Annotated in this window: 17 protein-coding genes; 7 read left to right on the forward strand and 10 right to left on the reverse strand. The window is 44.4% G+C overall.

The genetic code is table 11. The features are described 5' to 3' along the window. Positions 1-2: 2 nt before the first annotated feature. The 4 genes from thiL to glmS all read left to right on the forward strand — a co-directional run bounded on the left by thiL (position 3) and on the right by glmS (position 5,240). Complete coding sequence (thiL, locus tag QL919_RS11160) at positions 3-1,028, forward strand: thiamine-phosphate kinase (protein WP_290189595.1); 1,026 nt, start codon at positions 3-5, stop codon at positions 1,026-1,028. 3 nt (positions 1,029-1,031) lie between these two features. Then, positions 1,032-1,613, forward strand: coding sequence for a phosphatidylglycerophosphatase A (locus QL919_RS11165; protein ID WP_290189596.1), 582 nt, complete (start codon positions 1,032-1,034; stop codon positions 1,611-1,613). Positions 1,614-1,752: 139 nt separating this feature from the next. Further along, positions 1,753-3,129, forward strand: a complete 1,377-nt coding sequence (glmU, locus tag QL919_RS11170; RefSeq protein ID WP_290189597.1) for a bifunctional UDP-N-acetylglucosamine diphosphorylase/glucosamine-1-phosphate N-acetyltransferase GlmU — start codon at positions 1,753-1,755, stop codon at positions 3,127-3,129. A 266-nt stretch (positions 3,130-3,395) separates the two neighbouring features. Then, positions 3,396-5,240, forward strand: a complete 1,845-nt coding sequence (glmS, locus tag QL919_RS11175) for a glutamine--fructose-6-phosphate transaminase (isomerizing) (RefSeq protein WP_290189598.1) — start codon at positions 3,396-3,398, stop codon at positions 5,238-5,240. 318 nt (positions 5,241-5,558) lie between these two features. Here glmS and QL919_RS11180 read toward each other — a convergent pair whose 3' ends face one another. The 8 genes from QL919_RS11180 to QL919_RS11215 form a co-directional block, all read right to left on the reverse strand. Next, on the reverse strand, positions 5,559-6,992 hold the full coding sequence (locus QL919_RS11180) for an MDR family MFS transporter (protein WP_290189599.1): 1,434 nt from the start codon (positions 6,990-6,992) through the stop codon (positions 5,559-5,561). A gap of 197 nt (positions 6,993-7,189) precedes the next feature. Beyond that, complete coding sequence (locus tag QL919_RS11185; protein ID WP_290189600.1) at positions 7,190-7,804, reverse strand: TetR/AcrR family transcriptional regulator; 615 nt, start codon at positions 7,802-7,804, stop codon at positions 7,190-7,192. A 277-nt stretch (positions 7,805-8,081) separates the two neighbouring features. Beyond that, on the reverse strand, positions 8,082-8,915 hold the full coding sequence (locus QL919_RS11190; RefSeq protein ID WP_290189601.1) for a sulfite exporter TauE/SafE family protein: 834 nt from the start codon (positions 8,913-8,915) through the stop codon (positions 8,082-8,084). Between the two features lie 74 nt (positions 8,916-8,989). Continuing rightward, entirely contained in the window at positions 8,990-9,526 is a 537-nt protein-coding gene (locus QL919_RS11195) for a flavin reductase (protein ID WP_290189602.1), read from the reverse strand. Positions 9,527-9,614: 88 nt separating this feature from the next. Beyond that, positions 9,615-10,643, reverse strand: coding sequence for a methionine synthase (locus QL919_RS11200; protein ID WP_290189603.1), 1,029 nt, complete (start codon positions 10,641-10,643; stop codon positions 9,615-9,617). 61 nt (positions 10,644-10,704) lie between these two features. Further along, entirely contained in the window at positions 10,705-11,727 is a 1,023-nt protein-coding gene (locus QL919_RS11205) for a DUF1852 domain-containing protein (protein ID WP_290189604.1), read from the reverse strand. Positions 11,728-12,122: 395 nt separating this feature from the next. After that, the gene (locus QL919_RS11210) at positions 12,123-15,221 is read right to left on the reverse strand and encodes an efflux RND transporter permease subunit (protein ID WP_290189605.1); all 3,099 of its coding nucleotides are present in this window, start codon (positions 15,219-15,221) and stop codon (positions 12,123-12,125) included. Then, on the reverse strand, positions 15,218-16,522 hold the full coding sequence (locus QL919_RS11215; RefSeq protein WP_290189606.1) for an efflux RND transporter periplasmic adaptor subunit: 1,305 nt from the start codon (positions 16,520-16,522) through the stop codon (positions 15,218-15,220). Before QL919_RS11215 ends, QL919_RS11210 begins: the two co-directional genes overlap by 4 nt. A gap of 829 nt (positions 16,523-17,351) precedes the next feature. Here QL919_RS11215 and QL919_RS11220 point away from each other — a divergent pair. Next, positions 17,352-17,516: a hypothetical protein gene (locus tag QL919_RS11220; protein WP_290189607.1), complete on the forward strand. Its 165-nt coding sequence runs from the start codon at positions 17,352-17,354 to the stop codon at positions 17,514-17,516. A gap of 137 nt (positions 17,517-17,653) precedes the next feature. Here the strand turns inward: QL919_RS11220 and recG are convergent, their stop codons facing one another. Further along, positions 17,654-20,017: an ATP-dependent DNA helicase RecG gene (gene recG, locus QL919_RS11225; protein WP_290189608.1), complete on the reverse strand. Its 2,364-nt coding sequence runs from the start codon at positions 20,015-20,017 to the stop codon at positions 17,654-17,656. Positions 20,018-20,360: 343 nt separating this feature from the next. On the opposite strand from recG, the gene QL919_RS11230 reads away from it, so the two are divergent. Further along, positions 20,361-21,296 (forward strand): patatin-like phospholipase family protein, encoded by a 936-nt coding sequence (locus tag QL919_RS11230; RefSeq protein WP_290189609.1) that lies wholly within the window; start codon positions 20,361-20,363, stop codon positions 21,294-21,296. Positions 21,297-21,498: 202 nt separating this feature from the next. Here QL919_RS11230 and QL919_RS11235 read toward each other — a convergent pair whose 3' ends face one another. After that, on the reverse strand, positions 21,499-22,086 hold the full coding sequence (locus tag QL919_RS11235) for a hypothetical protein (protein ID WP_290189610.1): 588 nt from the start codon (positions 22,084-22,086) through the stop codon (positions 21,499-21,501). A 536-nt stretch (positions 22,087-22,622) separates the two neighbouring features. On the opposite strand from QL919_RS11235, the gene argA reads away from it, so the two are divergent. After that, complete coding sequence (gene argA / locus QL919_RS11240) at positions 22,623-23,948, forward strand: amino-acid N-acetyltransferase (RefSeq protein ID WP_290189611.1); 1,326 nt, start codon at positions 22,623-22,625, stop codon at positions 23,946-23,948. The last annotated feature ends 7 nt before the right edge of the window (positions 23,949-23,955 follow it).

Here is a 23,955-nt window from a genome sequence, read left to right on the forward strand (position 1 = left end):
CGATGAATGAATTCGAGCTGATTGAGCGCATATTTTCCCAAATGCAAGCCGCGCAGTTATTGTCTAGCAGTGTCGATAAAGGCATTGGTGACGATGCGGCGGTAATGAGCTTGCCTGCAGGCGCGCGCTTGGTCAGCTGCATTGATACGCTCGTTCAAGGTCGTCACTTTAACGCTGATTGGGACGAAATAAACAAATTGGCCTTCCAAATTGGTTATAAGGCGGTGGCAGTCAATGTCTCAGATATCGCTGCTATGGGCGCGACACCGCATAGCATTCTGCTAGCGCTAGCCTTACCTGAACGTTTGGCAAATGAGCCATGGCTAACTGAATTTGCCAAAGGCTTGTTTCATGCTTGCCAGCTATTCGGCGTCACTCTTATCGGTGGCGACACCACGCGCAGTGATAATTTGGTACTGAGTGTCAGTGCGCAAGGACTACTAGCCGCAGACACGCCAGCAGTCTACCGCTCAGGCGCGCAAATTGGCGATAAAATTTATGTCTCAGGGTCACTTGGCGACGCAGCTTATGCCCTAAAACATCCTGATAATGCAGAAGGTATGGAGCTGTCACACCGTCTACATATGCCGACCCCGCGTATTGCCTTAGGTGCAGCATTGGCCAAAGCTGGCGCAACGGCGATGATAGATATCTCTGACGGCCTTTATCAAGACCTTGGGCATATCTGTGAGCAAAGCAGCGTTAGTATGCGAATTAATATAGAGCAACTGCCCACTAGCAAACCATTATCAAATGTTGATTTAGCTGAGCGCTTGTTATGTCAGCTGGCCGGTGGTGATGACTATGAATTGGCGTTTACCTTGCCTGCGCATATCGCGCCCCCGATTGATAATAGTAGCAATACGCCTATAACCTGTATTGGTGAAGTAATAGCTGTAAACGAGACAGATGCTGCCAAGCATTTGCGACCAGAGATTTATTATCAAAATCAGTTAGTCACACCAACTCATCCCGCCCCTTTTGCTACTTGGCCCAATCTGACGGGTTACCAACATTTTGCAGGTTAACCCATGACCGACCATGATTTATCTAAGCCCGATATCCGTAAAGCCAATGACTGCCCACCCTTACCAGCCAATGCGAGCATACTTGACCGTATTATTTATTGGCTTGGTATCGGCTTAGGTAGTGGGTTGCCACGCCGTGCACCGGGTACTTGGGGCACGGTCGGTGGTTTAATCGTCGCCATCCCACTGATGAGCTTAGGCTTTGTGCCATTTCTGATTGTCACCATTTTGTCTTGTTTGGTTGGTAACGAGATATGCGGTCGTACCTCCAAGCTGATGGGCGGTCATGATAACCCGCATATTGTCTGGGATGAATTGGCAGGTATGTGGATTACTCTACTGCCGCTGTCTTATATGGGTATCGCCAACGGCAGTTTTTGGCAAAATATCAGCCAAACCTCTTCTATCGTAGCGACTGTTATCGCCTTTATATTATTCCGCTTTTTTGACATTATTAAGCCGCCACCGATTGGCTGGGCGGACAAGAAAGTCGCAGGTGGTTTGGGTATCATGCTTGATGACATCATCGCTGGTGTGATGGCAGCTATAGTATGGATAATTGTTATGCAGATTCTCCCTTTCTAACTCATATTATTTATGCTTAATTCATATATATTTGATTCTATAAACTTAAATTACAAAGCCTGCACGTCATAACGTTTTTTTAAACCAACATTTGCGCTATAATCCTATATTATATTTTGTTACATATACAAGAGTTACTATGACCTCACCTCTTTCTGTCATTATCCTAGCTGCCGGTAAAGGCACGCGTATGCAATCGGCGAAGCCTAAAGTGCTGCAAACACTGGCCGGCAAATCACTATTGAGCCATGTGTTAGATACTTGTCATCAGCTGACCGTTGATGAGACCATTATTGTTCATGGTTTCGGTGGCGAACAAGTCAAGTCAGAGATTACCGACCAGTATGCACAGTCGTCAATTACTTGGGTTGCGCAGACTGAACAGTTAGGGACAGGACATGCGGTCAAAGTAACGCTGTCTGATTTACCTAAAGACGGTCAGAGCCTCATTCTCTATGGTGACGTGCCATTGGTCAGCTGTCAGACCTTAGCAGCATTGAAAGCTGCCAACACTGACGGTATGTCTATGCTGACGCTAACCGTTGATAATCCGTTTGGGTTAGGCCGTATTAAACGCGATCAAGCAGGCAATATTGCCGCTATCGTTGAGCAAAAAGATGCCAACGCTGACGAGCAAAATATTAAAGAGATTAATAGTGGTATTTACTGTGTTGACAATACCTTGCTGCATAAATACTTACCTGAGCTGTCTAACGACAATGCGCAACAAGAATACTATTTGACTGATATTGTCAAAATGGCCGTGGCTGACGGTATTACTATTGCCGCCATCGAGCCTGAGCATACCTTTGAGATTGAGGGCGTTAATAATCGTCAACAATTGGCCAGCTTAGAGCGCACATGGCAAGGTAAGTTAGTGGCTGACTTGCAAAAGGCTGGCGTACAGTTTGCTGACCCTACCCGTGTCGATATTCGTGGTACGCTGAGCGCAGGTCAGGATGTATTTGTCGATGTTGGGGTGGTGTTTGAAGGCGATTGTACTTTAGGAGACAATGTCTACATCGAAGCCGGCTGTATCATTAAAAACGCGAAAATTGGTAATGCGTGTCATATCAAACCTTACTGTGTCATTGATCGTGCTGAGATTGGTGCCGGTGTCGATGTGGGTCCTTTTGCGCATTTGCGTCCTGAGACCGTATTGTCCGATAACAGTAAAGTTGGTAATTTTGTTGAAATTAAAAAATCAACGATTGGTCACGGCAGCAAGGTCAATCACTTAAGCTATGTGGGCGATGCTACCGTTGGAACTGATGTCAATATCGGTGCTGGTGTCATTACTTGTAATTATGATGGTGCCAATAAATCGCAAACCATCGTTGAAGACAACGCCTTTATTGGCTCCAATGCCAGTTTGGTTGCACCAGTAACGATTGGTGATACAGCAACGGTTGCGGCAGGTTCTGTCATTACTAAAAACGTTGATGCCAATTCATTGGCATTTGGTAGAGCACGACAGACACAAAAAGATGACTTCCAGCGACCGACTAAAAAGTAACCAACTAGGAAACAGCAGGCTTAGAAGCAGTTTGTATGCCAATAGTTTACCGGTTGACAGTCATTTTTTAACCACCTTGAGCAGCGCGACAATTTTTGTGGTGCTGCTTCATCATATTTATAGCTTGATTAATGCCATAAATATAACCACTTATCAGTCAATCGATTCATTGGTTGATTAAATACCAGCATATATCAAAGCTTCATTTTAAAAAACCGTTTTGAAACGGCATTTTGAAGCAACGAAAATTAAATTAAGGAATAGCCATGTGTGGAATTGTAGGGGCAGTTGCTGAGCGTAATATCGCTAATATCTTACTTGAAGGTCTTAAACGTCTAGAGTATCGCGGCTATGATTCAGCTGGTCTGACAGTCATTCGAGATGGTCAGTTGCATCGTGAGCGCCAAGTGGGAAAGGTGCAAGCGCTGGTTGATGCTGTCGGCAATGACCCTGCGAACTTCGATGGCCATATTGGTATCGCCCATACCCGCTGGGCAACACATGGTGAGCCTGCACAGCATAACGCCCATCCACATGTCTCAGGTAAAATCGCCGTGGTACATAACGGTATCGTTGAGAACTATGCTAAGCTCAAAGAAGAGCTGATTGAAAAAGGCTACGAGTTTACCTCTCAGACGGATACTGAGGTCGTTGCGCATCTAATCAACGACATCTATAAAAAAACGCCTGATTTGTTAGAAGCGGTTCGTACTGTCATTCCATTATTACATGGTGCTTTCGCTCTTGGTATTGTCCATATCGACTGCCCAGATGAGCTCATTACTGTCCGTCTAGGGTCACCGCTAGTGATTGGTGTGGGTATCGGTGAGAACTTTATCGCCTCCGATCAGTTGGCGCTATTACCGGTTACCAATCGCTTTATGTATCTAGAAGAGGGCGATATTGCCAAACTGACTCGCGACAGTATTACAGTCTATGCAGACGGTGTGGAAGTAAAACGTCAAATACATGAAATCGATGCCACACAGCATAATGCCGACAAAGGCGAGTTTAAGCATTATATGCTCAAAGAAATCTACGAGCAGCCAGATGCAGTCCGAAGAACTGTTGAAATGGCAGTTGATAATGGTACAACCTCTAAATTGCGTGATGACTTTTTGCAGCGTCATGAGGCACTATTAACGGGTATAAAGCACGTCCAAGTTATCGCTTGCGGTACCAGCTATCATGCAGGTATGGTTGCCAAATATTGGTTTGAGAGCCTGACCCGTATTCCATGCTCAGTTGAAGTGGCGAGCGAGTTCCGCTATCGCAACCCTGTGGTCGTCGATAATACGTTGGTCATTTGTATTTCTCAATCAGGTGAGACTGCAGATACCTTGTCTGCATTGCGCGACATTCAAAAGCATACGCCCACAGGTCTGGTAAGCTTGGCCCTATGTAACGTACCAACGTCATCACTGGTACGTGAGACAGATATTTTCTTGCCAACGCTTGCCGGTCCTGAGATTGGAGTAGCTTCTACCAAAGCATTTACCACTCAGCTGGCTGCTTTAATGTTATTGGTATTAAAAATCGGTGTCGTTCAGGAGCGCATGACTGGCGAACGTCTGAGCACATTGCTTGGTGAATTGCAAAAACTACCAGGTCAGCTGCATACCAGCTTAAACCTTGATGCCCCTATCAAAACCATGAGTGAAAGCTTTGAAGACAAAAAGAGCTGTCTGTTCCTAGGTCGCGGGTTACAGTTCCCAATCGCCCTAGAAGGTGCGCTTAAGCTAAAAGAAATCTCTTATATCCATGCAGAAGGTTATGCTGCTGGTGAGCTTAAACATGGTCCATTGGCATTGGTCGATAAAGACATGCCAATCGTCGTACTTGCACCAAAAGACAGCATGTTTGATAAACTCAAAGCCAACATGCAAGAGGTACACGCGCGCCACGGTGAGCTGTTTGTATTTGCCAGCGAAGCCAGTCAAATGGTGGCAGAAGATAGACTGCATGTGGTCTATGTGCCTGACGTCTGTGAAACGCTTGCTCCTATCGTCTATAGCGTACCTGTGCAGCTATTGTCGTACCATGTAGCCGTCATGCGCGGTACCGATGTCGATCAGCCACGTAACCTCGCAAAATCAGTGACGGTTGAGTAGTTTAAGCGTTATAAAACTCAAGTTTTGTACGCGAGTAATAAACACTCATACTGAGTAATAAAGTATCATACTGAATCCTCCGCCCTCTTATATAAATTAGATGGCGGAGGATTTTTTTGAGCTTCGATTAGTACATGAAGTGTAATATCAAGAGGAGCTATAGTAAAAATATCCTAAAAACGCTACGGTATTGCTGATATCAATTTTTCTTGCTTGCTGTGCCTGCGCAGACAAAGGCTACAAAAAATTGATATCAGCAGCGCGTGATGTATCGATATTACTTTTCACTGACTATATAAAAGAGTATAGCTGCACTATTTACTCATACTCTTTTTGTTGTTTTATAAAAAACGACATAATCAACCCGCTAATCGCCAGCACAATGCCCAAAATAAATGCCGTTTGTACACCAGCGGTCAATGAGATACTTGCCAAAGATGAATCTGAAGGGTTAGTGACGGTCTTTAAAAAGTTATTTTGCGAAGTAGACATTATGGTGATTGCAAGTGCGGTTCCGATTGAGCCAGAGACTTGCAGCAACGTATTTATCAATGCAGTTCCGTCTGGATATAGGTTTTTGGGTAGTGCATTCAAACCATGAGTTTGCAAAGGCATCATAACAAATGTCACGCCAATCATGAGACCCGAATGTAGAAGGATAGCCATTAGAATAGAGGTCTCAGTGGTGACATTAGATAGAAGCCATAGCATAATAAGCATGATGATAAAGCCTGGGGTAAAGAGCCATTTGGCACCGTATATATCATAAACACGGCCTGCAACTGGCGACAAAATGCCATTTATTGCGCCCCCTGGCATCAGTATAAGACCTGCCGTAAGTGCCGATAGCCCAAGTCCAATTTGTAGGTATAAAGGCAGTAGAATCATGCTTGATAAAATAATCATGAAGGTGGCGGAGACACTCAGCAAAGCTAAGGTAAACACAGGATACTGTAAAGTCCGCAAATCTAGCATAGGCTGATCGAGCTTGAACTGCCTTGCCGAAAATACAAGAAGAGACATTAGACCAATGATAAGGGTGCTAATGACCAATGGACTGCCCCATCCTTTGTGTCCTGCGATACTAAAGCCGTATACAATACCACCAAAACCAAGTGTCGATAAAAAGATTGAAAGCACATCTATTTTAGGTTTTGTCAGCTCAGATACGTTTTGCATAAAAAGCAGTCCGTACACTAACGAAAAAGCCAAAAACGGTATGAGCAGCCAAAGAATCCAGTTCCAACTCAATACTTCAATGATTAATCCCGCAGTGGCCGGCCCAATAGCTGGTGCTGACATCATGACCAGCCCAACCAATCCCATAATCGTCCCTCTTTTATGAATAGGGAAAATAATTAATATAGTATTGAACATAAGCGGGATTAATAAGCCGGTACCGATTGCCTGAATGACACGCCCTAAGAGTAATACCTCAAAAATAGGTGCCATACCAGAGACTATCGCCCCAGCAATTGAAAATAGCAGTGAGGCCACAAATAACTGCCGAGTACTAAACCACTGTATTAACAGTGCAGACACGGGAATCAGTATCCCCATCGTTAGTAAGTAGCCTGTTGTTATCCATTGTACCGTCGAAGAAACGACATTAAATTCAATCATCAAGTTGCCAAGCGCCATATTTAAAGCCGTTTCGCTAAACAATCCGACGAATCCTGCGATTAAAAAGGCGATCAAAATGGGGATTGGTTTTATACCTGCTTGGCTTTGTTCAATTGCAATTGTAGACATTAAAACTCTCTTCATTTATTAACTAAATCAATCTTTTTTGATACGCTATAGTCGATACTAAATAAAATGAATACGTTATTTAATAACGCAAAACTGGTATAAATTTTTCTGGCTTGCTGTGCCTACGTCGACAGAGGCTGCAAAAAATTTATTCCAGTTCCGCTGTATTTTTTTCATATTGGACTGACTATATGTGATTATTTCTCAACAAGTTCTTTTGCGAACAATGAGGGGATTTGCTCCGCTATCGTTTCAAGTGGTTTGCCACTTTTCATGGTTAACGCTAACAAAATGCCGCCTTCAGTCAACGCATGAAAAACAGTCGCTAGGCTTTTGGCTTGTTGCTCGGCATAGTCTGCTTCTAGGAACTTTTCCGTATAGATGGATTGCCAATCTTTAAAAGTCGCTTCACATGCCAATCGAATTGGCTCGCTCGTAGAATGCTTTTCTCCAGCAATGGTGCCAATCGGAGAGCCAATCGGATCACCACCTTCCCCAAATACTCTAGATAACTCATACACATAAGCTTGAAAAGCATCTATTGGATTAGAGGTACTTAGATTAGAAGTCCCCACATGAGAATTCTCATTAAAAACGCGCTGAATATCGGCCATAACCAGTTTTTTAGTATTATCAATCGCTGCAATCGCTAATTGTTCTTTACCTTCCGGAAAGTAGTAATACAGCGAACCCTTGGGGATGCCGCTTTCCTCAATAATGTCGTTGAGGCCCACACCACAATATCCACGTACTTTAAAGAGACGTGATGCCGTCTCAATAAGCACATCTTTCGACTTTACTTTCTCTTTCATTATCAAACCTTTTAAAATTATAACAACTGGTCTATTAGTTGCGCATGATAGTGAGTTCTCCCCTACCTGTCAATGTTATAAAGATATGCCAGAGATGAATGTCACCCTATGAAAAATGATTTGAAGGTAAGCGTAACCGATTTGCTTAGCTTCCTTAATCTGATTTAGCCTTTAGCTAATACAAAAAAAACACCCAACCAAGTTGAGTGTTTTTTGTTTTCAGACAACAGAAAATGATTATTTATCACCCCGAGCAATCTTCAATATAACGCTACTCTTAAATCAAGCCTTTATAAAGGAAATAAAATCCCACCACGGTTAATAACAGCGCAAAGCATTTCTTTAACAATGCTGGTGATAGTATATGAGCGACTTTTGCGCCTATCTTAGCGGTGAAAAAACTCATTATGCTGATACCTAAGAAGGCATAAATGTGCACAAAGCCAATGGTATTGGGTACATTTATTTGCGCCTGCGTCCCAAATACCATATACCCTAGCGCACCAGCAATGGCAATCGGCAGACCACAAGCAGCGGATGTACCAACCGCTTTTTGCATGACCACATGATATCGGGTGAGATAAGGTACCGTTAAGCTACCGCCACCAATACCGAAAATGGCAGAAGCAACACCGATGACGCCGCCTGCCGCTAACTGCTTAGGTTTTGACGGTAGTTCTATATTATTATGGTTGGCATTACTGACATCATTAGCATGACTAGCGACCTTTTTTTTACCACCAAAGAACATCTTATAAGCGACCCAAAGCAAAAATACACCGACAATAAGCTGAAGATATAGCCCAGATATTTGCCCTGCTATTCCTGCGCCCAAAAAGCAGCCAACCGCTAACCCTGGCGCCAGGTTTTTAAAGACAGGCCACATGACGGCGCCCTTTTTATTGTGCGCCATGAGCGAGCTAATTGAGGTGACGATAATAGTCGCCAATGAGGTTCCTAATGCCAGATGCATGATGTTGTCAGGACTGTAGCCCATTTGCGTAAAGACGATAAATAACAACGGTACGATGATGGTTCCACCGCCCACGCCAAAAAGCCCTGCAGCAAATCCTGCTAGCGCCCCTATTATTAAAAAAATGATTAATTCCACAGGATAGTTACTTCTCAGTTGAATGATTGGTTAGATAGTTTTTTGGCTAATTCATAATAGATTTAAGCACGAACCTAAGTAATTTCTGCTTGTTCCAGTTGACCGACTCGAGAATAGCCACGATTAAAATAAATCAAGCTTTCAGCAGTTCCGCTTTGCTGATTATTTTGCTGGTCGCTGTCTTGATAACCATGTTTGATGGCAACGACTCGGCACATAAATACACTATGCGTACCCACTTCTTGAATGTCTTCAATTTCGCAATCAAAACTGACCAACGCATCTTCTAAAACAGGCGAACCTGTGACTAGCTCAGTCCAAGAACCCTGTTTAAATCGCTCTTCTGTACTCATTTTAGAGGCAAAGGCATTAGAGACTGGCTCATGCTGTGCGCCTAGCACATTGACACTCAACGTTTTATTTTCAATGAAATGTACGTGTGAGCGAGCCGTCCGATTCATACAGACCAGCAAGGTTGGCGGTGTGTCTGTGACGCTACATACCGCAGAGGCGGTAAACCCATGCAGACCAGACTGGCCTTTTGTAGTAACCACATTGACCGCAGTCGCTAATAGAGACATGCCATCTCTAAAATCGGTTGCTTCAATCATGACTTAACTCCTAAATTTTAAATCTTTAAGTACATTGATAACTGAGGTCACTTATGGGTTTAAACAAGCTAGGTTTTGTTAAGAGATGCTAAACGCTCAGCTCTTTGCGTACGATTGCCGCGCCTGCACTTAATGCTTGCAGCTTGCCGCGTGCCACTTGGCGTGACAAAGGTGCCATGCCACAGTTGGTCGAAGGATAGAGCTTATCCGCATCGACAAATTGCAAGGCCTTGCGTAGCGTATCTGCCACCTCTTCTGGTGTTTCAATAGTATTAGTCGCCACATCAATGGCACCAATCATCACTTTTTTACCACGAATCAATTCAATTAAATCCATCGGCACATGTGAGTTTTGACACTCTAATGAGACAATATCGATATTAGACTGCTGCAATTTAGGGAACGCTTGCTCATATTGACGCCACTCGGAACCCAGTGTTTTTTTCCAGTCATTATTGGCTTTGATACCATAGCCGTAGCAAATATGCACCGCCGTCTCGCATTTCAGACCTTCAATAGCACGCTCTAACGTGGCAATACCCCAGTCGTTTACGTCATCAAAGAACACATTAAAGGCAGGCTCATCGAATTGGATAATATCTACCCCAGCCGCTTCTAATTCTCTAGCTTCTTGATTGAGAATTTTGGCAAATTCCCAAGCCAGCTTTTCACGACTTTTATAATGACCGTCATACAGCGTATCAATCATCGTCATCGGACCGGGCAATGCCCATTTGATAGGCTGATCGGTTTGCTGACGTAAGAACTTAGCATCTTCCACAAATACTGGTCTTTGACGGCTCACCGCACCCACGACTGACGGCACACTCGCCTCATAGCGATCACGAATTTTGACGGTTTTACGATTCTCAAAATCCACGCCATCTAAATGTTCAATGAAGGTAGTCACAAAATGCTGGCGGGTCTGCTCACCATCGCTGACAATATCAATCCCTGCATGTCTTTGTTCTTGCAATGTCAAACGTAGCGCATCTTGCTTGGCTTCACTCAATTGCTCCCCTTCTAATGCCCAAGGTGACCAAATTTTTTCAGGTTCTGCCAACCAAGAAGGTTTCGGTAAGCTGCCCGCGGTTGAAGTTGGTAATAATAATTCCATATTGGTTACTCTTTTATATTTTAGTCTTTTAGTTTTTTATATGTCGGTTGATAAAGGTCTATTAAGCGGCGCGTTTTTTAACCGCTTCTTTTTGAACCATATCGCTTGTCACAACATAGTTTGCCGCCCACTCATCAAGAATAGCCTGATACGGTTTAATGAACTCATCTTCCGTAAATTTACCTTGCGTCACTGCCATCTGGCTGCGCTCTTCGCGGTCATAGACAATTTGAGTCAGTGAATAATCTTGGTACTTCAAACTGGGCTGATAGATGTGACCCGCGGTTGAGTTGGCATTATAAATTTCAGGGCGGTAAATCTTTTGGAAGGTCTCCATCGTACTGATAGCACTGATTAACTCAAGGTCGGTGTAATCACTCAGCAAGTCACCGGCAAAATAAAACGCTAAAGGCGCAACACTACCTGCAGGCATGAAATAGCGCACTGTTAAGCCCATTTTATGGAAATAGTCATCGGTTAAGGAGTACTCATCTTGCTTGTATTCAACCCCTAATACCGGATGCTGATTGCCAGTACGCTGATAGACTTTACTGCTTGACACACTCAGGCAAATCACAGGTTGTTTGTTAAAATTGGTTTGATAGGCTTCTGAGTTCAATAAGTGTTGAAACAGTTTGCCGTGCAAATCACCAAAATCGGCTGCTGGTGGCGATGTTGGGTTTTTCTCAAAATGTTCTGGTAGTACGATACTAAAGTCATAATCACGCACGTAAGATGAGAAGCTGTTGCCAATCATGCCGTCAATACGCTTGTTTTCTTTATGGTCGATAATCGTTGTTTTCAGCGTCTCAATGACCGGAAATGTGTGGCCATTGCCTTCGATATCTAAGTCTGCAGAGATGATATCGACTTCAACAGAATAACGGTCGGCTGTTGAGTTATCCCAATGCGCGAGATCATTAAAACGGTTATTTATCATAGTCAGCGTTTTGCGTAAGTTCTCTTGACGACTCTCGCCACGCGCCAAATTGGCAAAGTTAGTCGTCAGACGTGTGCTGTCTGCAGGCTGATAGTTCTCATCAAAACGAATGCTCGAGATGGAATATGTAAATTGTTTACTCATGATAATCCACTACCTTAATCTACTCTCATTAATTGAGATAAAACCAAATTTCTGTATGAGATGAATCATACCTAAACCAAACCATGAATAAAAACGATACTATTTAAACATAAGATGAATTAAATTCATCTTAGCAAGGTTTTGATATTAGAAAGGATTGGATAGCGAAATTTTGATGACTTAATTATTGAGTAAAAACTAAACTTGTAAAAACTGGACTAGGCTGAGGAGAACATAAAAAAAGCTGGGTAAACCAACGAACCTAAGAGTTCTTCTACACAAAAAGAGCCAAGACTTATTTTTTAAGTCTTGGCTCTTTTTGTTGATATTATAAAATGATGTTCAAACGATACTCAATCAATCAGTATCGCCTGAACCATCAAATGAGGTTTTCGCTAAGATTTTTTGTCAACGGTTGAATGCTGTTTACCACTTGGCATCAGCCACTTAGCAAACCACCCTGACAAATCATCCATTAATGTATATACCACTGGAATCACCACCAAACTCAATAAAGTCGAAGTCACAAGACCGCCCAAGACTGCCGCAGCCATAGGACGACGGAACGTGGGGTCGGCATCACCCCAACCAAATACCAATGGCAGCATACCTGCACCCATCGCAATCGTTGTCATAATAATAGGTCGCGCACGCTTACGGCAAGAATCAATAATGGCCTCAAAACGCGCCAAGCCTCGACGCTGCGCAATCAGTGCATAATCGACCAATAGAATAGAGTTCTTGGTGGCGATACCCATTAGCATAATAAAACCAATCATCGACGGCATAGACAGACTACTATTGGTAATAACCAAGCCCACAAAGGCGCCGCCAATAGATAGCGGTAATGCCATCAGAATGGTAAAGGGCTGCAATATGCGACCAAACAACAGAATAAGCACCCCTAAAATACAGACCACACCGACCGACATAGCGATGACAAAACCACTGAACAACTCAGCCATATTTTCCGCTTGGCCTTGATCAATAATCGTAATCGACGGTGGCAATGTCTGCATCGCAGGGATGGATTTGACCGCTTGTACCAAATCACCAAGCTCACCGTTGGCAGGCTGAACCGTGATACTAATGGCGCGCTCACGATCGAGTCTGCTAATCTGCGCAGGTCCAGTCCCAAAGTTTAGGTCGGCTACCTCCCCGACACGCACCCCTTGCCCTGCTGGTAATGCACTGGGAACATACAAGCCTTCTAACTGACTGACATTTTGTTTGGCAACATCAGGCAGCCGCACCACGATAGGAATCTGACGAGTATCTAGATTCAGCTTAGAAAGTCGCTGCTCATAATCACCGACCGTAGCCACCCGCAACGTCGTAGCGATATCTTGGGTGGTCACGCCTTTGTCCGCCATTGCCAGTCTGTCAGGGGTCACTGTTAGCTCTTGGCGCGGTAAACTGCGATCACTGGTGACCGAGCCGGCGCTGGGCAGCTCTCGAATCTCAGACATGATCTGCTGTACAGTCTGCTCCAATACTTCCGGATTGGTACTGGTTAAAGAAAAATTGTAGCCCGTCTCACCGCCACTCGATAGACCGACAGTAAAGCGCGCACCAGGCACTTCTGCCAACATATTACTAATTTTGCGCTCAATCTCTTGCTTAGAGATACGCTCTGCACGTGGCGCTAACACAATATCCAAACCGGCAATATTTTCGGCTTTACCGCCAGAGCTGGCTTCCATTGCTGCTTGCGCCTCCCCTACTGAAGTGAAAATATTGGTCACTTCAGGCATGGCCAAAATACGCTCACTGGCCATTGCAGAAACGCGCTCGGTATCCTCGAGCGACACATCAGGGGTCAACTCAATCTCGACCCGCGTCTGATCGATATCATTATCAGGAATAAAAGAGGTGGGTAGTAATTTCACCAAAGCCAATGACGCCACAAACAATACTAAAGTCGCTCCCATCGTTATCCAACGATGGCGCAGCGTCCATGCAACCACTTTAAGATACCAACCCATCAACGCGCTTTGCTTTTCGACATGCTTCTTTTCTGGCCGTAATACATAGGCCGCCATCATTGGAGTGATAAGACGTGCGACCATTAATGAGGCAAATATAGATAAAGCCGCTGTCCAGCCAAACTGGCGGAAAAACTGCCCGACAATACCGCCCATAAAGGCAGTAGGCAAGAACACAGCAATCAAGGTAAAGGTAGTGGCGACAACCGCCAGACCAATCTCATCAGCAGCTTCCATTGCCGCCTCATAAGGCGTCTTACCCATCCGCAGATGACGAATGATGTTTTCGACTTCAACAATGGCATCGTCGACCAATACACCAATAACCAATGACAGTGCCAATAAGGAGATAATATTGAGACTAAAACCAAACAAGTACATACCTAAAAAGGTAGGAATAACTGACAATGGTAATGCTACCGCAGCGACAATGGTCGCACGAATATTGCGCAAAAATAAGAACACCACGACGACGGCCAACAACCCGCCCTCTATCAGCATACGTAATGATGCCTGGTAATCTTCAGCGATTGGCGTTGCTCGATCATAGACCTTTTCAATGCTGATATTGCCTGTATCTGCAGTCAGCTTGGCAAGCTCAGCATCGACCAGTTCCATGACCTCTACTTCACTAGCGCCGCGCGAGCGTGTGATATTGAACGCGACCACCGTCTGCCCATCGAGCTTAGCGATAGAACTCGGGTCAGCAGCACCATCAGTGATTTGTGCCATACGTCCAAGCGCCTGCGTGCCACCGGTAGGAACAGCTATCTGTAAGTCATTAAGCTCATTGGCTCTCTCTACTGCACCAAGCACACGAATGGTTTGCGTGGTTTTACCTACTTCTGCTTCACCGCCTGAGCTGTCTTGCTGAATACCAGCGATTTGCTGCGACAATTGCGTAATAGAGAACTTCAAGCCGCTGAGTGCAATTGGGTCGGCAGCAACGGTAATCTCACGCTGTAGACCACCGATACGGCTAACCGTACTGACACCAGGAATGTCAGACAAACGCTTAGTCACCGTGTCATCAACGAACCAAGATAAATCTTCGACATTCATATTTTCGGCAGCGACAGAGTAAGTCACTACAGGAAAGCCTGCGGTTGAGACTTTGGTTATAATCGGATCGTTGGCCGCTGCCGGTAAATCGCCTCGTACTTCACCGACTGCTGAGCGTACATCATCCACCGCTTCTTGGATGTCTTTTTCTAGTACAAACTCAGTGACCATGGTGGCGGCACCCGTTTGTAGTGTGGTGCGGATATGCTTCACACCTTCGATACTGGTCAGCTTGTTTTCAACTTTTTTAGCAATATCATTTTCGAGCTGAGCAGGTGCCGCGCCAGGTAAAGTGACGGTCACTACGACGGCAGGCAAGTCAATATCAGGGAACTGCTGTACCTTCATTTGCATGAAGCCATAAATACCGCCTAACGTCAGCAGTACAAACAGCAAAATAGCGACTAACGGATTTCTAATCGAGTAAGCGGATACATTTAAACTCATGAGCGCGCCTGCGTGGCTGTGTCAGCAGTGTCATTAGATTGAGTAAGACCTTCAACGATACGCACCAAGTCGCCATCATTTAAAAAACTACCGCCTTGCTTGACGATTTGACTGTCACTCGGCAATGGCTCTGTAACCGCCACACTATCACCGAGACGCTCACCTAATGTCACTCGCTGCTGCTTGATACGGCCGGTCGTTTTGTCATCCTGGGTTTTGATATCCGTTACTAGCATCACATAATCATAGCCATCATTGCTCACAATCGCGCTATTAGGGATGGTTTGGGTGCTAGCACTACCTAACAAGAACTCACCCGTTTGATACATGCCGGCTCGTACTTTTGAATTGGTAGCTAGGCTGGCATAGATAGTGATTTGACGATTATTATCCGCTGTTGGTGCAATGCGGCTTACCTGCCCCATCACAGAATCACCGCCTGGCAAGCTGACTCGCACTGGCGTCCCAACACTGACTTCACCAATGAGCTTTGGATCGATATCGGCACGCCATTCTAAGACACCGCCCTTTATAATCGTAAATAGTGGCTCACCACCAGCGACCATACCGACCTCAATCATTTTTTCACTGATGACACCACTGACTGGCGCCACGACTTTGGCATTCTCAAGGGTCAAGCGCTGATTGCTTAAGCGCGCTTTTGATGCCTGTAAAGACGCTCTAGCACGAACTTCAGAGGTACGGTAGCGATCGGCTTCTTGCTTACTAATGGCATCGATGTCTATCAATGGCAATACGCGTGCGGCATCAGCACTGGCATTGACAAGCGTTGCCTCTGCTTCTGCCACGTCGGCTTCTGCTTGCAGGACCTGCTGTTCCATCGCATCGGTATCGAATACTGCCAGCACCTGACCTGCTTTAACGCGATCACCCTCCTCAACCAATACACGCTCGACAGCCACGCCATTGACTTTTGCACTGACATTGGCCGTGTCTTTGGCACTAATGGTGCCGTCTGCGCTCAACGTATTACCAATCGTATCTTGGTTTGGCATCACCGTCTCAACGGATAGCACAGCCTGTTCGCTACTGGCAGCACCGTCACTTGATTTATTATTGAGAGCGTTGGTAGCAGTTGGCGTTTCATCGGCCACCGCAGTCTCATCAGCACCCCAGTACTTGCCAAGCAATACCCCAACCACCAGTACCACGGCTAATACAGGTAATAGCCATAACGGAAACTTTGATGAGGGCTTATTGGTCAGCGATTCAGATTGTCGGTATGGCGGTAACTCATGTTCGGCTACTGGTTTAGGGTTGTTTTCTTCAAAATCGCTCATGTTAAGTCTCTATAAGTGCGGCAATAATAAAATGTAAAACAGTTTTTAAAACAATTGAGGTATGTCGCAGGCAAAAAAACCAGAGTCATAAAAACAATATGACAATATAATATGGTAATAAAAGCAGGACACTAAACACATCGATGCCCGTAAATCATCGTCATAATAAAACCTTAGAAAAAACTGCCCCTCGCTCATTAAGTAACGGATACCTTTTAATTTTAAGGTTTGCAGTGTGCAGCTAGCTAAGGTACTGTTTATTATTACAATAATCTATAAGGTTAGTGAGAATAGCATAATCCAGCGATTATCTTGCTTTATATACTTTACGGTTTGTGTTAATTAAACGCTTTAAGCAAAAAGCCATGACTTACAGAATGATGCGTTGGGGTCAGTTTATAGACTGGTCTTTGCCCGGATGAGCAGCTCACCTTTATCATAAACTGCCATACTGACGGGTAGATATCAATAATGATTGACAAACAACCAAGTCAATATTAGTTGAGAATTAAGATAAAGCACATACTTTGTAGGTGAAATATTAGAATAATAGTATCAACAAAAAAATTTAGCTAAAGGACTGAAAGTCATTATGTAAGATTGATTACATTAGAGCATAAAAGCTTCCTTTATATACTACAGACAGCATACAGTTCCATCTTGTGTTCTTAAATGAGTTTGTTACTATTGACCCATGACATTATTCGCTTTATGACATCGTAACGATGATGGGACTAATATTAGTACTCCCATTAACGGTGACTGTCTACTGATGTCAAGGCGCTGAATGAATACTCAGTGATTTAAATCACAAATAAAGGAGCTCATCATGGCTAATAAAGAAAAAGTAAAAGCGTTGAAGCAAGAGATCAAAGACACCAAGGCAAACATCAAAGATCAAAATAAGAATCTTAAAGATCTTAAAAAAGCCCTAAAGAAAGCTAAAAAAGAGAAGCCTGAGAAAAAGTCTAAAAATGAGAAGAAAGCCAAATAAGCTTTTTTTAGACGTTTGTTAGATATATAAGCTGCTTAAATAGAAAAGAGGATAGCAATTGCTGTCCTCTTTTCTGTTTGTCGTTAATACTTACATTCAGTAGTGCTTAAATTCACTACTACTCATCAAGCCATTTCTTAAGCATTGGTATAGCGGCTGGCCTCGGGCATCCAGCGGTGTATTAATTGGCTGACATCGGCTTTACGCGTGGGGTCTGCAATTAGATGCTTCGCCAAACGCTGCGCAATGGCAAACAGCTCTTCATCACGAATGAGATCAGCCAAATAATAGCCCACATTACCTGTTTGCCGTTTGCCAAGTAATTCACCTGGACCACGCAGCTCTAAGTCTTTTTGGGCAATGACGAAACCATCGGTGCTATCGCGTAATACATTTAAACGCTCAGTGCCAGTTTCCGACAACGGCTTTTGGTATAACAATACACAATAGCTCTTGGTCGAGCCGCGACCAACGCGCCCACGCAACTGATGCAATTGTGAAAGACCCAAACGCTCGGCATTTTCGATGACCATTAATGATGCATTGGGCACATCAACCCCAACTTCGATAACCGTTGTTGCAATCAATAAGTCAAGATTGCCTGATTTGAACTCCAGCATGATGGCTTGCTTATCAGCGGATTTCATTTTGCCATGTACCAGCCCAATACGAATATCCAAACGCTCATTTAAGTCCTCATAAGTGGCCTCAGCGGCTTGCGCATCGAGTACGCTCGACTCTTCTACTAACGAACAAACCCAATACGCCTGCCTACCTGCCTCACAATTAATCGCAATTCGTTCTATCACTTCATCACGGCGGTTGCGATCAATTGTCACCGTAGTAATTGGCGTACGTCCCGGTGGCAACTCATCAATGATCGAGGTATCCATGTCACCGTAAACACTCATCGCTAGCGTACGCGGAATCGGGGTCGCGGTCATAATCAGCTGATGCGGGGTACTATTGGCCACGCCTTTATTGGTCAAGGCCATGCGCTGCTCAACGCCAAAGCGGTGCTGCTCATCAATGATGACCAGTCCTAACTTGGCAAATTGTACTTGCTCTTGAAACAGCGCATGAGTACCGACGACCACTTGCACGGTGTTTTCGCTCACGGCCTCTAATGCTTCGCGGCGCTGCTTGGTGGTTTGCTTACCAGCGAGCCAGCCAACACCAATACCTAACGGCTCAAACCACTGCTTAAAGTTTAATAAATGCTGCTCCGCTAAGATCTCAGTCGGTGCCATGACCGCCACCTGCCAGCCACTATCGAGCGCATAGCCCGCTGCGCCTGCTGCAACTAGAGTCTTACCTGCGCCCACATCACCCTGTACCAATCGTAGCATTGGGATAGAAGTCGCCATATCAGCCGTAATATCTTTCATCACTCTTTTTTGTGCGCCCGTGAGGTCAAAAGGCAATGCCGAAAATAGCTTATCAGCCAATGGACTTTGGGTGGCACATTTGGGCGCTTTATACTGATGTAATTGCTGACGGCGATATAACAGACTGAGCTGATGCGCGGTCAACTCTTCAATAATGAGGCGCTGACAGGCAGCATGCGTACGCGCGCTTAGTTGGGTGAGTAGCTTATACTGCTGCCCTGCATCGGTATAAGTAGGCGGTGTATGCAGTAACACTAAGGCTTCAAATATCGTCAAGTTATAGACATTATTATTGCCCGTTTTCGCAGCGACTGTATTGATATTATGGTTTGTCTCACTGCTTGTATTGTATGCAGTGCTACTGGCTTTATTGACACTATGACCAATCGTGTTGTCAGGTACACTACGCGCCAGAGTTGAGAATATATCTTCCGAATATTCTGGCTCTGCTACCAATGATGCAGTCGGCTCAAACGGTGCTAATGGCAAGTCCGCTACCACCGCAAAATCCTCTGGCGTAAATAGCGTCATCGGCAGACCTTGACTGCGGACGGTTTGCAATGCCAATTTAATCAAGGTGCGTAGTTTATTCTGGTGCAAGCCTTTGACGCTCGGATAGATTGGCTGCAGACCTGTATCAGTCATAACTGTATTATCAGTGATAACCTGATATTCAGGATGATGCATCTGCTTACCGTAACGGCTGACTTTTACCTCGCCAAACAACTGTAGCCGTGTACCCAGACTCATCGTTTGTGCAAGGCCACGATATACCTTAAAAAAACGCAGCGATATCGTGCCAGTATCATCATCTATAATGACTGTCATACCGCTGCGTTTGGTATCGACATGTACAACGCGCCCAGTAATTAATGCCGCTTGCCCATGACCCACATCGGCTATCGATACCAGTCGGCTACGATCTTCATAATCACGTGGCAAATGCAGCAGCAAATCAAATATGCGTTTGATATCCAATTGTGCCAGTTGCTCTGCGACTTTTGGTCCGACACCCGCCAGCGCCGTCACCGGCATATCGAGTGCCGAAACTGATGGCTCAGAACCACCATGGTCTGATAAATGAACTGAAGAATGACTTACCGATATGGGCATCAATAATCCTAATGATGTTAAAGTAAATATTATTTAATCAACTGTCTTTTCTTAACGTCTATTTTTTAAAGTCTGTTTTTTTAAAGTCTAAGCCGTCTTATAAAAGCTATAATCATCAACTTACTATAAAGTGCTCAGTCATGATTATTATAACTGACAAGCTACTTGCCTATGCTAAGCTATTTAGCAATACGGCGTCTAGCTGATTTCTGAGTAAGCTATTGATAAATGATTTATCGCTTAACCTTTTGTTCCTCTATGACGATTTTTGCTAAGGTTTTTTATGTTCTCATTTGCTAACTCTTACCCATATCGTCATTTATCACAATTACTGCGATTCAGTATGCTTGGCATATTAGGTTTTTCTATCACTGCCTGTCAGAGTATGACCCCAGTTGCTGAAACCGTCACACCACCAAGTAACCAACCAAAAATTGCCTTGGTTTTAGGTGGCGGCGGCGCCAAAGGTTTTGCTCATGTTGGTGTGATTAAGGTGTTAGAAGAAAATGGCATTAAGCCAACTTTGGTCGTTGGCACTAGCGTCGGTAGCTTGGTTGGCAGCCTATACACCAGTGGTTACAATCCACAGCAGCTTGAACAATTAGCGTTGACCACCCCTGATAGCGAGTTGACAGACTTTGTCTTTTCCAACCAAGGCTTTATCGAAGGTATTAAGCTGAAAAACTTCATTAACGCAAAAGTCGGTGGACGCGCAATAGAAGACTTTCCAATGCGCTTTGCGGCGGTCGCTGCAGAAAAACAGACGTTGAAAAAGGCAGTCTTTACCACTGGAAATGCAGGACTTGCAGTACAAGCGTCATCTAGTGTACCTAATATCTTCATCGCGCCACGTATCCCGGAAAAAGTTGGTAAGAAATATATTGATGGCGGTGTGGTCAGCTTAGTTCCTGTTGATAGCGCACGTGATTTGGGCGCTGATATTGTCATTGCTGTCGATGTCACAGCTAATAATAACAATAACAGCCCTTCTACCATCAATAAAATTCCGACCATTAGCTCATTAAGTAGCTTTTGGAGCTTTTTAGAAAACAGTGTCGTCGCTAATAGCGCTCAAGCTAGCATCAGACAGTCATCAGTGCGTCACGAAAGAGAGCGTGCGGATATTGTTATCATACCAAATGTCGCTCATATCAGCTCGATTGACACCAGTCAACGTAGTGAGCTTATCCATGCTGGCTCGCAAGCCACAACTGCACAGATTGCTGCTATTAAGCAGCTGATTAAAGAAAAATCCAAAAGTAAATATGCAACGCTTTAAAAAACCAACAATCACTTATCTTAAGTTTCCCCATAAAAAAGCACCGCAATCATCAATTGCAGTGCTTCTCTATCATCTGAATATCAAGTATGACTGTTATATCATTTCCAAAAATGAGAGTAACGCGGAAAACTTGCGCAAGTACTACACCTAGTAGGCTTAGCAAGTTTGACAATGTTATTCTCATTCTTTGGGATTGGTATCATTTCACTTTTGCACGATACTTAACCACTACCGTATCATTTAGACCCACGCCTTCTAGATCCCAACGTACCGCTTTATAGTGCTTAAGCTCAACATCTTGCAGTTGGTTATTGACGCGCGTACGCAGTGGCATACGAGCAAAGGCATTACCATCGACGCTACCATATGGAAAATCAGGTGTGACAGTACGTAGCAGCTCTACTTGATCGGGAATACTCATCGTGACCGTCATTTTACGGACGCGATCCGCATTGGTATTGGTGAAATAGCCTTGATATTCCAACACATTGCCAGATTGCAAGCGCGTATTGGCATTGACTGGAACCAAAACCTCTTGACCATTTGCATCGACGCTAACTAATGACGCTGTGATTTTACTATTGACTGCTTGGGCGCTTGAGTTGCTACTCTTATTGGTATTGGCCTGTACAGCAACTGAACTATCGACCGCTTGCTCTGGCGTCGGTAACATCGCGGAGGCTTGCGTGACGACCATTGCACCGATCAACGTACCGGCAACAACGTGAAACAAGCGGTGTCCGCTCCAAGCACTAAATGGACTAGCAAATTGGTTGGTTTTTTTCATGGTGTTCATTATCCCTAGTTAATATTTCGGTAAAACGCAGTATATCGGTAAAATGTAACGGTAAAACATCAAGAGTTTTGAATATTCCTGCTTATTTGACAGCATTATTGTTGGATAAAACATTGGTGTAAAGCACAATCATTCACGCAAGATGTCATTGGTTATAGGCAATCTAAACACTATTAATTAATCTAACATTCTATAGCGCTATCGCCAATTGACAAGTGCGGTTCAGCTTTTTGGTTAATCGATGTATTTATGAATCAGTGTGTTTGTTCATCTTTTTTATAGAGCGCTTTTATTGATTATCTTCGTTCGCTATCAGTAAAGCAATAGCGCCTAGCATAGCAAAAACTATTTATAGGTACACTAATCCCGTGTTTAGGTTGTGTATATGGTACATCAGCGATGAAATTGACAAACATGACTGAAATAAAAGATAGCTCATAACGGCGTTTTTTGCTATGGTAAATCTTTAGCGATGGACATTTTTTTGCCACGCCCCTTTTCTTATTCTGACTACTACTGCTCCCATTATGACTACTAGCGCCATGCCCCAGATTAATCCTGAATACGTTCATTGGTTCCGTAACTCTGCCCCCTACATTAACACTCATCGCGGCAAAACGTTCGTGATTATGTTTGGCGGTGAAGCGGTCAATCACGCAAATTTTAGCACCCTTATTCATGACTTTGCCTTATTGCATAGCTTGGGTATCAAGTTAGTGTTGGTGCATGGGGCGCGACCGCAAATCGAAAAGAATCTAAAAGACGCTGATATTACCACCTCTCCCTTGCATCAAGACGTCCGTGTCACACCACGGGTAGCAATGCCTGCCATTCTACAGGCAGTAGGTGCGATTCGCTTACAGATTGAAGCACAGCTATCGATGGGACTGGCCAACTCTCCTATGTATGGCTCACGTATTGACGCTATCTCAGGTAACTTTGTCACCGCCCGTCCATATGGTATTCGTGATGGTGTCGATTACCAAATGACTGGTGAAGTGCGCTCTATCGATGTTGAGGCCATCAAAAACAATCTTTTGCACGACCATATTGTGATTTTGGGCTCAATGGGTTATTCAGCGACTGGTGAAGTCTTTAACCTACTTGCTGAAGACGTTGCACTTAGTGCCGCAGTTGAATTGGGTGCAGATAAGCTCATTTTTCTAGGAGAAGAAGCAGGTATCAATGATGGCGATCGTTTGCTGCGTGAAATGATTCCAAACGAAGTTGATCGCTTCTTACGCGACCGCGATTTGAACTGCGAGATTAATTACTTCTTAAACTGCGCAAGCCAAGCTTGTCGTCAAGGGGTTCATCGCACCCATATTATTTCATACGCCAAAAACGGTGCCTTACTAGAAGAGCTGTTTACTCGTGATGGTTCTGGCACTCTCATTAGCCATGACCCTTATGAAGAGATTCGCCGCGCTAACATCGATGACGTGGTTGGACTGATTGAGCTACTGTCACCGCTAGAAGAACAAGGTATTTTGGTCAGCCGTTCACGCGAGCGTTTAGAGCAAGAAATTGACAACTATAGTGTCATTGAACGGGATGGTATGATACTAGGCTGTGCCGCCCTTTATCCATTGGATGCGGATTCCGCAGAAGTCGCTTGTGTGGCGGTACACTCAGAATACCGCAATGGCAGCCGTGGCAACGACCTATTAGCCTTTTTAGAGCAGCAAGCACGCAGCCATGGACTACACAAGCTGTTCGTTTTGACCACTCGTACTGCACACTGGTTTGTGGAGCACGGCTTCGTTGAAGTGGATGCCAGCGCCCTACCTGAACCCCGTCAAGAGAAATACAACAATGGCCGTAACTCAAAAGTGTTCCAAAAGACTTTGTAATTAATGC

This window comes from Psychrobacter sp. APC 3426 (assembly GCF_030408035.1).
Lineage (GTDB): Bacteria > Pseudomonadota > Gammaproteobacteria > Pseudomonadales > Moraxellaceae > Psychrobacter.

What these genes read in the sequence shown, in the direction of transcription:
- thiL (WP_290189595.1), top strand. Translation starts at nt 3, where the DNA reads ATGAATGAATTCGAGCTGATTGAGCGCATATTTTCCCAAATGCAAGCC.
- QL919_RS11165 (WP_290189596.1), top strand. Translation starts at nt 1,032, where the DNA reads ATGACCGACCATGATTTATCTAAGCCCGATATCCGTAAAGCCAATGAC.
- glmU (WP_290189597.1), top strand. Translation starts at nt 1,753, where the DNA reads ATGACCTCACCTCTTTCTGTCATTATCCTAGCTGCCGGTAAAGGCACG.
- glmS (WP_290189598.1), top strand. Translation starts at nt 3,396, where the DNA reads ATGTGTGGAATTGTAGGGGCAGTTGCTGAGCGTAATATCGCTAATATC.
- QL919_RS11180 (WP_290189599.1), bottom strand. Translation starts at nt 6,992, where the DNA reads ATGTCTACAATTGCAATTGAACAAAGCCAAGCAGGTATAAAACCAATC.
- QL919_RS11185 (WP_290189600.1), bottom strand. Translation starts at nt 7,804, where the DNA reads ATGAAAGAGAAAGTAAAGTCGAAAGATGTGCTTATTGAGACGGCATCA.
- QL919_RS11195 (WP_290189602.1), bottom strand. Translation starts at nt 9,526, where the DNA reads ATGATTGAAGCAACCGATTTTAGAGATGGCATGTCTCTATTAGCGACT.
- QL919_RS11200 (WP_290189603.1), bottom strand. Translation starts at nt 10,643, where the DNA reads ATGGAATTATTATTACCAACTTCAACCGCGGGCAGCTTACCGAAACCT.
- QL919_RS11205 (WP_290189604.1), bottom strand. Translation starts at nt 11,727, where the DNA reads ATGAGTAAACAATTTACATATTCCATCTCGAGCATTCGTTTTGATGAG.
- QL919_RS11210 (WP_290189605.1), bottom strand. Translation starts at nt 15,221, where the DNA reads ATGAGTTTAAATGTATCCGCTTACTCGATTAGAAATCCGTTAGTCGCT.
- QL919_RS11215 (WP_290189606.1), bottom strand. Translation starts at nt 16,522, where the DNA reads ATGAGCGATTTTGAAGAAAACAACCCTAAACCAGTAGCCGAACATGAG.
- QL919_RS11220 (WP_290189607.1), top strand. Translation starts at nt 17,352, where the DNA reads ATGGCTAATAAAGAAAAAGTAAAAGCGTTGAAGCAAGAGATCAAAGAC.
- recG (WP_290189608.1), bottom strand. Translation starts at nt 20,017, where the DNA reads ATGCCCATATCGGTAAGTCATTCTTCAGTTCATTTATCAGACCATGGT.
- QL919_RS11230 (WP_290189609.1), top strand. Translation starts at nt 20,361, where the DNA reads ATGCTTGGCATATTAGGTTTTTCTATCACTGCCTGTCAGAGTATGACC.
- QL919_RS11235 (WP_290189610.1), bottom strand. Translation starts at nt 22,086, where the DNA reads ATGAAAAAAACCAACCAATTTGCTAGTCCATTTAGTGCTTGGAGCGGA.
- argA (WP_290189611.1), top strand. Translation starts at nt 22,623, where the DNA reads ATGACTACTAGCGCCATGCCCCAGATTAATCCTGAATACGTTCATTGG.